The organism is Alphaproteobacteria bacterium (assembly GCA_037200005.1).
Classification (GTDB): Bacteria; Pseudomonadota; Alphaproteobacteria; order UBA9219; family RFNS01; genus JBBCGY01.
On the sequence record JBBCGY010000001.1, the window covers coordinates 1,619,272 to 1,632,092 of the forward strand.

Sequence of the window (12,821 nt, forward strand, 5' to 3'; positions counted from 1 at the left end):
CCGAAAGTAATAAGGAAAATTGCCTGAATCGGATACAAATCGGTAGTCAGTGCCGCCAAAAGGCGTCTATACTTTGGCAGCCAACAACTTCTGGACCAGCCTCGTCGTGAAAAATCTAACGCCATTGCGCATCTCTGGGCGCGAAGTCTTGCCTTTAATCGAAGGCGGAAAAGGAATTTCCGTATCCAACGGCGAAAGCTCCGGCGCATGGGCCGCCGCGGGAGGCGTGGGAACTTTTTCCGGCGTCAATGCCGATTCCTATGACGACAACGGCCAAATCCTTCAGCAGGTTTACAACGGCAAAACTCGCCGTAACCGGCATGAGGAACTCGTCGCCTATTCGATCAAGGGCGGCATCGCCCAGGCCCAGACGGCGCATGAAATCTCCGGCGGGCAGGGCCGCATCCATATGAACATCTTGTGGGAAATGGGCGCGGCGGAACGCATCCTCACCGGAATCCTCGAAGGCGCGAAGGGCCTGATCCACGGCGTCACCTGCGGCGCGGGCATGCCCTACAAGCTTGCCGAGATCGCCGGCCATTACGGCGTTTCCTATTACCCCATCGTGTCTTCGGCGCGCGCCTTCCGCGCGCTGTGGCTACGGTCTTTCCGCAAATTCCACGATCTTCTGGGCGCGGTGGTCTATGAAGACCCCTGGCGCGCGGGCGGCCATAACGGCATCACCAATTCCGAAGACCCCGCCCACCCCGAAGACCCCTACCCCCCGCGTCAAAGCTTTGCGAGATTATATGCGCGAACAGGGCCTCGGCAACGTGCCGATCGTCATGGCGGGCGGCGTCTGGTGGCTCTCCGAATGGGAGAACTGGCTCGACAATCCCGAGCTTGGCCCGATCGCGTTCCAGTTCGGCACGCGGCCTCTGCTGACCCAGGAAAGCCCGATTTCCGGCGCCTGGAAAAAGAAGCTGCTGGCGCTCAAGGAAAACGACGTGTTTCTCAACAAATTCTCGCCGACCGGGTTTTATTCCTCCGCCGTGCGCAATCCGTTCCTGCAGGAACTGATCGAGCGCTCGGAGCGCCAGGTCGCCTATACGCTGGAACCGGTCGGCGAGCATGTCGTCGAATTCCAGGTCGGCGCGGTCGGCCGTCCGGTCTATCTGACCGCGGGCGACTTCAAGCGCGTCGAGGCCTGGACCGCCTCCGGCTTCAGCCGCGGCATGCGCACGCCGGACAATACGCTCATTTTCGTCACGCCGGAGCGGGCGCAGCAGATCACGCAGGATCAGGTCAGCTGCATGGGCTGCCTCAATGCATGCAATTTTTCCAACTGGGCGGTCAACGAAGCCAACACCACCGGCAAAAAACCCGATCCGCGCAGCTTCTGCATCCAGAAAACCCTGCAAAATATCAGCCATGACGGCGACGTGGAGAAGCAGCTGATGTTCTCCGGCCATAACGCCTATCGCTTCGCCAAAGACCCGTTTTACGCGGACGGCTTCGTCCCGACGGTCAAGCAGCTCGTCGAACGGATTGCATCGGGGTTCTAACTTATCCGACGGCCTTGACAGGCCACCTTGACAGGCCACCTTGACAGGCCACCTTGACAGGCCACCTTGACAGGCCACCTTGACAGGATTGAGTCTTTACGACTCAATAGGGCAACTTCCTCTGGCCTACCGGCTTCATGATTGTCTTCGGCATCCTCGGCGTAATCTTGTGTCTGGCCAGCGTCATTCTGCTGGGCCTGGATCTTTCGTCCTTTATCGGCGACGGCGTTTCCGAACCGGGGCGGCTGCATTTCACTCAGATTCTCGAGCTTATGCGCAAATGGCTGCCGAGCTATTGGACTCAGACCGTCAATTACATCAATACCCAGCCCCAAGGCGAATTCTGGGCCTGGTTCGCCAAATTCATGGTTTCATTGCCCGCGACGGTGGTCGGCCTGATGATCGGCTTCGGCTTGATCGTGCTCGGCTTTCGCATTCACCGCTATCGAGACGGCCCGTAATTCTGTCGCGGCGTCCCACATCGCCATCAAATCCTGCTCCCGGTTGAGACGATGATCGCCGTCCTTGATCAGCGTCACGCGCACGTCATGCGCCGCCGCCAGTTCGGCGGCTTTGATGGAAGTCCGCCAGGGCACGGCATCGTCCTTCTGGCCATGCAGCAGACGCAGCGGGCATAGAACATCGATCGGCGCGCGCAACATCAGATGCCCGCGTCCCTCCGTCACCAGCCGGTGCGTGTAGATCATGCCGCCTTCGCCCGGCAGGAATCCATCCTGCTCCATCCGCAGACGTTTTTCGGGCGGCAGCAAATCCCATACCAGATCTTCGGTGAAATCCGGCGCGGCGGCGATGCCGACGATGCCCGCGACGCGCTTGGGCCGCGCCAGAGCCAGCTTAAGCGCGATCCAGCCGCCCATCGACGATCCAACGAGAATTTGCGGGCCTTCGGTGCAATGGTCGAATATCGCCAAGGCGTCCTCGGACCAATCGCCGATGCAGCCATCCTGGAACTTGCCCGCCGATTGGCCGTGCCCCCGGTAATCGAAGCGGAGATAAGAATAACCGGCCCGCGCGCATTGCTCCGCCAGAAAACCCGCCTTGGTTCCGCTCATATCCGAGGCATAGCCGCCGAGAAACATGATTCCGGGCGATTGCCCCTTCCCGCGCTCGAAAGCCAGGCGGATGCCGTTATGATCGAGATAGTCGGGCATGAGGCCGGGCACCAGGAAATGGAGGCGGGGACGGACGCTTAGGCCGCCGCCGCTTCAGCGCCGATCATCATATTGAAGATGGCGGCGGCATCGCGCGCCTTGCGGCACTGGGCGCAAAACTGGGGATCGCGCAGCATCTTCGACGCCTGCGCCAAAGCCTGCAAGTGATCGGCTCCGGCATCCGACGGCGCCAGCAGCAGAAACACGAGATCGACCGGCTTATCGTCGACGGCCTCGAAATCGATCGGCGCGGCGAGCCGCGCGAAGAAGCCGCACACGCCCTCCAGCCCCGCGATCTTGCCGTGCGGAATGGCGATGCCGTGGCCGACGCCGGTGGTGCCGAGTTTCTCGCGCTCCCACAGCGCGTCGAAAATGACATGCGGGCTGAGGCCGGTCACTTCGCCCGCGCGCGCGGCCATATCCTGCAGCAGGGCTTTTTTATTCGCCGCCGCCAGATCGCAAATGACATGATTCTTCGCAACAATATCCTGCATCAAATTCTTCTCCCCTTCGACTTCGCCTTCGCGCTGTCCCATGATTCCCACTCAGCGCGATACGGCCTTCGCGGCGGCAGGCTGGTTGACGGCAATATTTTGCGTCGGATCGACCCAGCCGATATGGCCGTCGGCGCGGCGGTAGATCATGTTGAGATTGCCATGCGCGCGGTTGCGAAACAATAGCGCCGGAAGATCGCCGAGATCGAGCCGCATGACCGCCTCCCCTACCGTCAGGGTTTCGATCGGCGTCGTCATTTCGGCGACGACCACGGGATTGTCGGGCGCTTCGTCGGCCACCTCTTTGCCGTCGGCCTGGAGCACGAAAGATTGCGCCATGACGGTCGCATGCGCGTCGACGTCTTTCTTATGATAGTCCTTGAGCCGGTTATGATGCCGCCTCAGGCGCTCGCCGATTCGCGCCGAAGCCTCGTCGAAAGCGGCATAAACCTCGGTCGCGGCCCCATGGCTTTGCAAGGTGATACCGCGCCCGGCATGAACATGGATGTCGGCGCGAAACAGATGCGCTTCACGCGAGAACGTCACCTGGGCGTCCAGGGGCGTGGAAAAATGTTTGCCGATAATATCCTTAAGATTCTGTTCTACATGCTGGCGCAGGGAATCGCCCACATCGATCTGCTTGCCCTTAACCGACAATTGCATTTGAGACACCTCGTTGGAAGGAATCCGCCGCCGCTTCATAAACGCGGCAAGATCGGCAATTATAACATAGCATCCATGATGCCGATAAATTTTTTTCTCGATATTTAAGGAGCAATATTAATGGTTTAGTTGCATTTGGCTTTTTTCCGCCTGATGGCGGCGACGCGCGGCGGAAGACGGAATATTCATCGACTCGCGGTATTTCGCCACCGTGCGCCGGGCAATATCGATTCCCTCGCCCTGCAGCAGCGCGGCAATCCGGTCGTCGGCGAGAATCGCGCTCGGCCCCTCGGCCTCGATTAGCGTCTTGATTTTATGCCGCACCGCCGAAGCGGCATGCGCCTCGCCGCCGTCATGGTTGCCGAGCGCGCCGGAGAAGAAATATTTAAGCTCGAAGATGCCGCGCGGGGTGGCGATATATTTATTGGCGGTGACGCGGCTGATGGTCGATTCATGCATGGAGACGGCTTCCGCGATCTGCCGCAGCGTCAAAGGCCGCAACCGCGCGACGCCATAGACGAAGAACTGGTCTTGATGCCTGATGATCTCGGCGGCGACCTTGAGGATCGTCGTCGCGCGCTGATGCAGCGCCTTCACCAGCCAATTGGCCTGCTGCCAGCGCTCGCTGAGATAATCCTTGTCCGCCTTGGCGCGCGCCGCGCCGGAAACCCTGGTATAGTAACTCTCGTTGGCCAGCACGCGGGGCAGGCTCTCGGGATTGAGCTCGACCTGCCATCCGCCTCCCGGCAGAGGCCGCAGCAGAACGTCCGGGATCAGCGTCTGCGTCACGTCGGACGGGGCGAAAGCCTGCGCCGGCCGCGGATTGAGCGTCTTGACTTCCACGAGCATGGCGGCGAGGTCTTCGGCATCCACGCCGCACAGAGACTGCAATTTCTGGAATTCGCGCGCCGGGATCAAGTCCAGGTTATCGATCAGCGCGGCCATCGCGGGATCGAAGCGGTTGCGGTCGCGCAATTGAAGGGCGAGGCACTCTTTCAAGTCGCGCGCGAAAATCCCCGGCGGATCGAAGCGCTGCAGCTTGGCGATGACGGCGGCGAATTGCTCGGGCGGCGCGCCAAGCTGGGCGCGCACCAGATCGAGCTCGCGCGGCAGATAGCCGGACTCGTCCAGCATTTCGACCAGCGCCGCGCCGATGATCTTTTCCACCGGATCGCACAGGTCGCAATGCACCTGGCCTAAAAGATGCTCGCGCAGGCTGACATCCGCCGGTATCGTCTGCTCGAAGGAAAATTCGTGATCGCCCGCGCCATGGCCATGCTGGCGGTCGCCGTGCTCGCTCGCCCACACATTGTCGAAATCGGTGTCGAGCGGCGCTTCGTTCTTGAACGGATCAATCTCGGCCGGAGCGTTTTCGGCGGCGGAGGTAAGCGTCTCCGGCTCGGTCGGCACGATCTCGGCGATCGGCGCGTCGTCCGTCTCGGCGCGCTCGAGCAGCGGATTGCTCTCAAGCTCGGTCAGGACGTAGTCCTGCAAATCCAGATTGGACATTTGCAGCAGCTTGATAGCCTGCTGCAATTGCGGGGTCATCACCAGGCTTTGCGTCTGGCGGACATCTAGTCTTTGCGAAAGCGCCATGCATCGAAGCTAAGGCATGGAAGGTTAAATCTTGGTTGCTATCGCATTCTTTCTGGCATCAATATTGCATCAATCGGGTAACGGAATTTTAAGAGACACTCTAGAAAGCAAGCCTCACGCCGCCAGTATCGCCTCCAGCCATGCGCCGTAGGAAAAATTATCCTCCACCCAGTGCCGCATCCGCATCGCAAGACGCAGCCTGTCCTGCAGCGAGAGGCCGAGCACTTCCGCGAGCATCGTCTTGATGGCGTTGCCGTCGCCCTGCGGCGCGATCCAGGCGGTTTCGCCGGGCGCCACCATCTCCATATGCGCGCCGCCGTCGCTGACGATCAGCGGCCTGCCCATCGCCTGCGCCGCGAGAATTTCCGGCATGGCGGATCGCGCCGGCGCGCCGATCGCCATCACCACATTGGCGAACCACAGCGCCGCCGGAAGATCGCGGCAATCGTCGATCAGCAAAACCTGTCCCAATAATTTCCTGTTCTCGACCTCGGCCATAAGATGGCCGCGATAACCCTGCTCGGCTTCCGCGCCCAGCATCACGGCATAAACGTCGCGGCGCTTCATGCGCGCGAGAATGTCGAGCAGCAGCCATTGCCCGCCGTCCTTCATCAGAGGGCCGAGATGCAGGATGAGCGCCGCGTTTTCAGGCACGCGCCAGCTTTCGGCGAGAGCGAGCGCCCGCTCTGGCGTCACCCGCGCCGGATCGTAAAGCGCGGAGTCGAGGGCGGGCGGCAGCATATGAATATGCTCCGCTCCAAGACCGAATTCGCTTTGCATGGCCAAGGTTGCGAATTCTCCGTCCGTCACAACCTTGCCGCCGTTGCTCAGAAATTTTTGCAATTGCGCGATCGTCTGCGGATTGGCGGGCGGCGGCGCCACGGGAAAATATCGCACCGCAATATTTTCCTTGAGGTGGTCCATCGCCGCGAGATCGGCGAAATTCTGCAGCCAGACGCGGCGCGGCGCATGCGCGCGAACAACCGAAGCGATCTTCCGTTTACGCTGCAAGCGCGAAAAGAATCCATCGCCTTGGTGCAATGCGAAATGTTTGACGCCGGATCGTTCATAATCGACGAGCAACGTGCCGTGCATGCTTGCCACAATGCTTTGCCCGCCGCGCCGATGCCACAGATTAGCGCAATCGAGCCATTGCCGGTTTATGCAGTTTTGTGATAGGTTCTGCGGAAGAAGAAGAAATCTTTCCTTGCTCTTTGCGGCGGCGGTCATGCGGCAGTCCCGATGGTGGCCCAGATGATTTCTGGTTTGAGAAACTTCATTGAATCAAAATTCTTTGATCAAAGCAAAATGCTTGCGCCGGTTGACGGCTATCTGACCCGGCAAGACGACCTCGAAATTCCCGAGCACAACACCATCCTCGGCGGAGCCGCCTGGACTTATCCGGCGCGGCGCATCGCGCGCTTTCATATGCCGGGACTTCATGTCGGAATCACTTATATCGGCGGGATCAACACAGTGCGAGCAGATTCTGGCGCGGAGCCTGTCGCCGCCGCGCTCATGGGCTTGCCGGACGCCTTGCGGCCTTCCTTTACCTGTTTCGACTATGGCGGCTTCGGAAAATCGGGCGGCGAGCTATACGATCTGAAATTCGGCCAGATGCTCGACGACGCGCGCAGCGTGGTCGAGGCCACGGCGGGGCCGCAAATCCTGGTCGGCACGTCGATGGGGGGCTTTATCGCGCTTAAGCTGGCGCAAGAGGAGCATGCGAGAAAACTCGCCGCGGCGGAATCCGGATCGAAGAAAGGAATTCTCGGCGAAAAGCGAAAGATTCTGGCGGTCGTGCCGATCAACGCGGCATGGAACTTCTCCGAGCTTCCCAATATCAGACAGGTGTGCCGCCATATCGTGACCAATATCCGGCATATGCGCAATGGCGGCCGGCCATTGCCCAGCGGGCTGGTCCGCGAGTTCCTGGCGGAGGGACGCCATCATTGCCTGCGCACGGAATCTTCGCCCGGCGGAGAACAGCGTTTTCCCTTCGGCTGTCCGGTTCTGGCCATTCAGGGCGGCGCCGATCCGCTGGTGAAGGTCGAACGCTCGAAAGAGCTGATGCGTCGCATCGACGCGCCCGCCACGGAATTGTACGTTTTTCCCGAAGGCAATCACCATATGACGAACGATCAGGTCAGGCATCTGGTGCGCAACGGCTTGCCCGCGGTGGCGAAAAGCCTGGGCCAGGATTTGCCTTGGCTGATGCAGGATCATGCGCAGGAGAGCCTGAAGAAATTCTTCGCCGCTGCGGGCCGGCAAGTGGCCGCGCTCTTCGCCGGGCAGGCAGGCGATATCCCGGCGCTGCGGCCGGACGGATATGATTTCGGCAATCTCCGTTCGCCGTCCGTTGCGCCGAGCCGCATGCCGGGCTGAGTTTCTATACGCGCAATTTGGCCTTCTGGGCATAGAGCCTCAGGTCGGCGGCGGCGAACAGGCCTTCCGGCGTATCGTTGGCGTTGAACGGCGCGGCGCCGAAGCTGGCTTTCAGCGGCAGAACGCGCGCGCCCCAGGTCAAGGCGCGGGTGTGAAATCCATGCTCCAGCTTGCGCAAACGGGCGAGGCCGTTATCACTGTCGGTGCGAGTCATGATGATCGCGAACTCGTCGCCGCCGATGCGCGACACGAGATCGCTCGAGCGCACTTCAGCCGTCAGGGCCGCGGCCACTTCTTTCAGATAAGCGTCGCCCGCGTTATGGCCGTGCAGGTCGTTGACCTGCTTGAAGGCGTTCAAATCGCAAAGAATGAGCAAGCCCCTGGCATGATCGTCGCGCGCCGCGGCCGCGAGTTCGCGTCCAAGCTCCAGCATCAAGCCGCGCCGATTGACCACCCCGGTCAGTTCGTCGGTCAACGCCAGATTTTCCAATTGGGCGATGCGATGCCGTTGAGCCGCGATAACTTGCTCGGCTTCGGCAATCAGAATTCTGGCTTCGCTTACGCTCGAAATCTCGCCCCGGCGCCAATTGTAGATAGGGTCGTAACTTTTAAAGCCGTTTTTTGAGAAAACCGACTGCGTCGCAGCGGGTAAATCCAATTTTGAAAATTGATTGAGCATAGCATCATCTCCCCATGTCTGCTTCAGAGGATGCAAAGTGCAGGCCAAAATTAACCCATTGATAATGCGGTAAAAATTATGCCAGTATAATGGACGGGGCGGTAAGAATGCCCCGGTGGGGCGTTCAGCGCTGCGAAAAAATTACCCATCCCCTATCGCTTGCCCATTGAAGCCATGAAGAATCGCGTCGTTCTCCTCCTTGCGATATATATGACAATCGCTTGCTCCGGCAACGCGGCGGCGGCGGGTATTCAGATTACGCCGCATCGCGCCATCTATCAAATGCGCCTGGAGCAAAGCCGCCAATCGAGCCAGATCGCCAGCACCGAAGGCAAAATGATGTTCACCATCAACGATGCCTGCGACGGCTGGACGAGCGAACAGAAACTGGACATGAAATACTATTACGTGGACGGGAAAGATGCGGCGAACACCATCGCCAACTCCTCCTGGGAGGCCAAGGACGGCACGCGCTATGTTTTCACGGCCCGCAGCACAAGCAACAGCCAGGAAACCGCCACTTTCCGCGGCCAGGCGGAACTTGGCGCCACGGGAGGCAAGGCGGTCTATAGCGAACCTAAAAGCAAAACCGTCGAACTTAAGAGCGCCGCCCGCTTTCCGACCCAGCATACGCTCGAGATTCTGAATTATGCCGCGCGGGGAGAGAAGATACCGAACCGGATCGTTTTCGACGGCTCCGACGAATACGGCCAGAGCGAAATCAGCATTTTCGTCGGCAAGCCCTCGCCGCTCGCCGCCGCCATGGATATTACCGGCAAATTGCGCGGCAATCCGCTTCTCCAGGAAGATGCATGGCCGGTGAGAATGGCATTTTATCCGCTCGAAGCCAGCGAAGCGGGAACGCCCGATTACGAAATGACCATCGACCTTCTGCCCAACGGCGTCGCGCGCAGCATGCTCGTGGATTATGGCGATTTCAGCGTACGCGGCACCCTAACCAATCTTGAGGCTCTGCCCGCGGGCGGATGTTCGCGATAAGGGGCTGGCGCTCAACCTGATCGGCTCATGCCCTAGCGCATGGGCGGCGCTGCCGGGACGTGATTATATGACGGCCCGGCGGGGGGCGGTGGTGAAGGAATAGGATAGGACTGGGGGGCCGGCCCTCCTTGAGGCAATGACGGACCGTACTGAACAGGGCCAGGCACGGCACCAGGGTACCAGCCGTTGTTATATGGCTGCACGGGATATCCGCCATACTGGGCTGGATAGTTTCCCCTGCCTCGGACAATGACCGGATCGACGCAGAGATTGTAAGCACCGGTGGTCCATGTCTCGCCCGTGTCGCCGTCAAGCATATAAGAGCATCGAATGTTGCAGACGCGGCCCTGTCCGGGGGGACATTCTTCCGGCGTATTGACTAATACGAGATCGCGCTGATTGAAGGTATGAATATCAAGTATGCCGGTCGCGCCGCATCCGGATGAAAGAACGCCAACGGTAGCGGCAGCGATGCCTAACACCGTCTTATCGCTCAATAATTTTCTGGACAAGTTAGCCACCCAGCTCATCATCCGTCTCCACGGCTATTAGCGGTGTTCATTACATCTCGGAGAATACGGGACAGGCTTATGTCCTGTCCATGCCAACATTACTTTCATGCTTAACGGCTTCATTATAACAGCGTTTTCTTACAATAAATTGAATATCACGGTGCGCAGTCCCGTCATGCCGGTATTGCGCGTCGCGCTGGTCGATAAAAGCTCGGCATAGGCCGCCGGATGTTTGGTTAATTTTTGCCGCGTCTCTTCAAGGATTTTTTCCTGGGCCTCGGGCGGCGTCAGATCGGTCTTGGTCAGGACGATCTGATAAAGCTGGGCCGCCCGGTCGAGCGTGGCCAGCATCTCCTGATCCGTCGCCGTGATTCCGTGCCGGGAGTCGATCAGCGCGAAAACCCGCTTTAACGTCCGCCGCTCGCGCAAATACAGGCGCAGCAAACTTTGCCAGGCGGCGGCCTTGACCTTGGGCGCCTTGGCGAAGCCATAGCCCGGCACGTCGACGAGATAACAGCGGCGCTCCAGGCGGAAGAAATTCAACTGCTGCGTCCGTCCCGGCGTCGTCGAGACATGCGCGAGCTTTCTGCCGGTCAGCGCGTTGAGAAGCGAGGACTTCCCGGCGTTCGAGCGTCCGATAAAAACGAATTCAGGCAAATGCGGCGGCGGCATCGCGGCAGCCGTCGCCGCGCCGAAAGCGAAGTCGCATTCCCCGGCAAAAAACTTATCGGCACGGGTAGGGCCTGTGCTCATTATGGCTTGCTGTGCTTCTTGTCCATCTGGCGATAGATCAGAAACTGCTGCGTGATCGAGATCGTGTTGCTCCAGGTCCAGTAAATCAGCAAACCCGCGGCCATGCTGGGACCGAGCATGGCGGTGAATATCACCGGCATGAGCATCATGACCTGCGCCTGCATGGGATCGGGCGGGGCCGGGTTCATTCTTTGCAGCGCGTACATGCTGACGCCCATCAACAGCGGCCAGACGCCGATATGGAGAAAGGCGGGAGATGCGGGGATATTCCATGGCATCAGGCCGAAGAGATTGAGAATCGTCGTCGGGTCGGGAGCCGACAAATCCTTGATCCAGCCGAAGAACGGCGCGTGACGCATGTCGATGCCGATATAAAGCACTTTGTAGAGCGCGAAGAAGACCGGCAGCTGCGCGAAGATGGGCAGGCATCCCGAAAGCGGCGAGACTTTTTCCCTTTTATAAAGCTCCATCATTTCGATGCTCTGGCGCGGCTTGTCGTCCTTGAAGCGTTCCGACAGGAGCTTCAATTCAGGCTGCAATTTCTTCATCTTGGCCATGGAGCGGTATGATTTGATGCCCAGGGGCAGCACCGCCATCTTCACCAATACGGTCAGCGCCAATATGGCGAGGCCGACATTGCCGAGCTGCCTGCCGAGCCAGTTCAGCGTGTAGAGCAACGGCTTGGTCAGGAATCCGAACCAGCCGAAATCGATGGCGAGAGCGAATTTCTCTATATTATATTTCTCGGCATACATATCGAGCAGTTCGACCCGCTTCGCCCCGGCGAAGAAGTGGCGCGTATATTCATGCGTCGCGCCGGGAGCGATCGTGGCGGGAGCGCCGCGATAATCGACCTGGAATTTTCCGTCCTCTGTCTTCTGCTCCGGACGCCTGGCAAATTTGAAGCTCGCGGCGATTTGTTCCTCGGGCGGAGGGATCAAAGCCGTATGCCAATATTTGCTGGTGATGCCGGCCCATCCGCCCTGCGAGGCCTCGGCGATGGAAACCTTGTCTTCCAACTCGCCATAACTATGTTCCTTCAGCACGCCGCCCAGCACGCCCAGCGGCCCTATATGGCCCATGGCAAGCTCGCTCTGGTCGGGAATGGTCTGATGCACGAGCAGCCCGAAGGGATGCAAGGTCACGGGCCGTTCGCCGCTGTTGCGAACGCGATCGGTGATGGTGAACATGAAGTGATCGTCAAGCGTGATGACGCGCTCGAAGCGCAATCCCTCGCCATTGTCCCACGTAAGCGTGACCGGCGACTCCGGCGTCAGCCTGGCGCCCGGCGGCAGGCTCCACTCGGTATCGGAGGACGGCAGCTTGACGTTCTCGCCGAGCCAGCCGAACTCCGCATAACAGGCAGGATGCGGCCGGGCCGAACCGGACGGAGACAATAAAACGACCGGCGGGCTGGCGGGATCGACGGTTTCACGATAGCGGCGCAGGACCAGATCATCGATGCGCCCGCCGGCCAGATTGATCGAGCCGCTCAATTCGCCGGATTCGACGGCCACACGCTTTTGTTCCGCGACCAGAAGGGCGCGGTCTTTAAGTTCCGTTGACGCCGCCGCGGTGGAGACAGAAGGCGCTGGGCGGCGCGACGCGGGCGGTTCTTTCAGCGCCAGCTTGGCGGCTTTCTGCTGGGCAATGGCGGCGCGATAGGCCTCGAGCCTCGGGCGTTCGTAAAAATAGTGAAAGCCAAGCAATATGCTCAGCGAAATCGCCATGGCCAGAAACAGATTGGCATGATTCATCGAACTCATCGGCATTCCTTAGAAACAGGGTCATAGCCGGAATCTCCCCAAGGGTGACACCGGCAAATACGGCGCAGCGCCATCCCGCCGCCGCGCGCGGCGCCATGCGTCTGCAGGGCTTCAAGCGCATAAGCCGAACAGCTGGGCTCGAAACGGCAATTGCTCCCCAGCCACGGCGCGAGCATAAAACGATAAAAGATCACCGCGCCGCGAAGAATCGAGGTTACGGCAAAAGACATGGCGGCGGCGCAAATGCGGAAAATGGCAAACATGGAGTGTTTATGGCAAAGTTTTGCCCGTGCCTCA

At 59.8% G+C, this 12,821-nt stretch carries 12 protein-coding genes and 1 pseudogene; 4 read left to right on the forward strand and 9 right to left on the reverse strand.

The annotated features are described in order from the left end of the window. The first annotated feature begins 106 nt into the window (after window positions 1-106). Together WDO70_08505 and WDO70_08510 are read left to right on the forward strand one after the other, a co-directional pair. Window positions 107-1,505 (forward strand): annotated as a pseudogene (locus WDO70_08505) (nitronate monooxygenase). A gap of 167 nt (window positions 1,506-1,672) precedes the next feature. Next, a complete protein-coding gene (locus WDO70_08510) occupies window positions 1,673-1,966 on the forward strand; it encodes a hypothetical protein (protein MEJ0063227.1) in 294 nt (97 codons plus the stop codon). Here the strand turns inward: WDO70_08510 and WDO70_08515 are convergent. The 5 genes from WDO70_08515 to WDO70_08535 all read right to left on the reverse strand — a co-directional run bounded on the left by WDO70_08515 (window position 1,877) and on the right by WDO70_08535 (window position 6,660). Beyond that, on the reverse strand, window positions 1,877-2,677 hold the full coding sequence (locus WDO70_08515; protein ID MEJ0063228.1) for an alpha/beta hydrolase: 801 nt from the start codon (window positions 2,675-2,677) through the stop codon (window positions 1,877-1,879). The genes WDO70_08510 and WDO70_08515 overlap by 90 nt on opposite strands. A 38-nt stretch (window positions 2,678-2,715) precedes the next feature. Next, on the reverse strand, window positions 2,716-3,213 hold the full coding sequence (locus tag WDO70_08520) for a PTS sugar transporter subunit IIA (GenBank protein MEJ0063229.1): 498 nt from the start codon (window positions 3,211-3,213) through the stop codon (window positions 2,716-2,718). Window positions 3,214-3,222: 9 nt separating this feature from the next. Beyond that, window positions 3,223-3,834, reverse strand: coding sequence for a ribosome-associated translation inhibitor RaiA (gene raiA, locus WDO70_08525; GenBank protein ID MEJ0063230.1), 612 nt, complete (start codon window positions 3,832-3,834; stop codon window positions 3,223-3,225). 117 nt (window positions 3,835-3,951) lie between these two features. Next, entirely contained in the window at window positions 3,952-5,430 is a 1,479-nt protein-coding gene (gene rpoN / locus WDO70_08530; GenBank protein ID MEJ0063231.1) for an RNA polymerase factor sigma-54, read from the reverse strand. A gap of 114 nt (window positions 5,431-5,544) precedes the next feature. Then, entirely contained in the window at window positions 5,545-6,660 is a 1,116-nt protein-coding gene (locus WDO70_08535; GenBank protein ID MEJ0063232.1) for a glycosyltransferase, read from the reverse strand. A 78-nt stretch (window positions 6,661-6,738) separates the two neighbouring features. On the opposite strand from WDO70_08535, the gene WDO70_08540 reads away from it, so the two are divergent. Continuing rightward, window positions 6,739-7,815, forward strand: coding sequence for an alpha/beta fold hydrolase (locus tag WDO70_08540; protein ID MEJ0063233.1), 1,077 nt, complete (start codon window positions 6,739-6,741; stop codon window positions 7,813-7,815). A 4-nt stretch (window positions 7,816-7,819) separates the two neighbouring features. Here the strand turns inward: WDO70_08540 and WDO70_08545 are convergent, their stop codons facing one another. After that, a complete protein-coding gene (locus WDO70_08545; GenBank protein MEJ0063234.1) occupies window positions 7,820-8,494 on the reverse strand; it encodes a GGDEF domain-containing protein in 675 nt (224 codons plus the stop codon). Between the two features lie 210 nt (window positions 8,495-8,704). Between WDO70_08545 and WDO70_08550 the strand changes: the two genes are divergently transcribed. Next, window positions 8,705-9,493 carry a DUF1849 family protein gene (locus WDO70_08550; GenBank protein ID MEJ0063235.1) on the forward strand — a complete coding sequence of 263 codons (789 nt, stop codon included), beginning with the start codon at window positions 8,705-8,707 and terminating at the stop codon, window positions 9,491-9,493. A gap of 650 nt (window positions 9,494-10,143) precedes the next feature. On the opposite strand, the gene yihA is transcribed toward WDO70_08550, so the two are convergent. Genes yihA through yidD form a run of 3 tightly spaced genes read right to left on the reverse strand, consistent with a single transcriptional unit; the run spans window position 10,144 to window position 12,787 of the window. Further along, window positions 10,144-10,758: a ribosome biogenesis GTP-binding protein YihA/YsxC gene (gene yihA, locus WDO70_08555; GenBank protein ID MEJ0063236.1), complete on the reverse strand. Its 615-nt coding sequence runs from the start codon at window positions 10,756-10,758 to the stop codon at window positions 10,144-10,146. Continuing rightward, on the reverse strand, window positions 10,758-12,524 hold the full coding sequence (gene yidC, locus WDO70_08560; GenBank protein MEJ0063237.1) for a membrane protein insertase YidC: 1,767 nt from the start codon (window positions 12,522-12,524) through the stop codon (window positions 10,758-10,760). Before yidC ends, yihA begins: the two co-directional genes overlap by 1 nt. Beyond that, a complete protein-coding gene (gene yidD / locus WDO70_08565; GenBank protein MEJ0063238.1) occupies window positions 12,521-12,787 on the reverse strand; it encodes a membrane protein insertion efficiency factor YidD in 267 nt (88 codons plus the stop codon). Before yidD ends, yidC begins: the two co-directional genes overlap by 4 nt. Window positions 12,788-12,821: the final 34 nt, after the last annotated feature.

Bases quoted from the DNA above. Each gene is read 5' to 3' on its own strand.
- yidD (MEJ0063238.1), bottom strand. From the start codon at position 12,787: ATGTTTGCCATTTTCCGCATTTGCGCCGCCGCCATGTCTTTTGCCGTA.
- WDO70_08515 (MEJ0063228.1), bottom strand. From the start codon at position 2,677: ATGCCCGACTATCTCGATCATAACGGCATCCGCCTGGCTTTCGAGCGC.
- WDO70_08545 (MEJ0063234.1), bottom strand. From the start codon at position 8,494: ATGCTCAATCAATTTTCAAAATTGGATTTACCCGCTGCGACGCAGTCG.
- WDO70_08520 (MEJ0063229.1), bottom strand. From the start codon at position 3,213: ATGGGACAGCGCGAAGGCGAAGTCGAAGGGGAGAAGAATTTGATGCAG.
- rpoN (MEJ0063231.1), bottom strand. From the start codon at position 5,430: ATGGCGCTTTCGCAAAGACTAGATGTCCGCCAGACGCAAAGCCTGGTG.
- yidC (MEJ0063237.1), bottom strand. From the start codon at position 12,524: ATGAGTTCGATGAATCATGCCAATCTGTTTCTGGCCATGGCGATTTCG.
- WDO70_08540 (MEJ0063233.1), top strand. From the start codon at position 6,739: ATGCTTGCGCCGGTTGACGGCTATCTGACCCGGCAAGACGACCTCGAA.
- WDO70_08535 (MEJ0063232.1), bottom strand. From the start codon at position 6,660: ATGACCGCCGCCGCAAAGAGCAAGGAAAGATTTCTTCTTCTTCCGCAG.
- yihA (MEJ0063236.1), bottom strand. From the start codon at position 10,758: ATGAGCACAGGCCCTACCCGTGCCGATAAGTTTTTTGCCGGGGAATGC.
- raiA (MEJ0063230.1), bottom strand. From the start codon at position 3,834: ATGCAATTGTCGGTTAAGGGCAAGCAGATCGATGTGGGCGATTCCCTG.
- WDO70_08550 (MEJ0063235.1), top strand. From the start codon at position 8,705: ATGACAATCGCTTGCTCCGGCAACGCGGCGGCGGCGGGTATTCAGATT.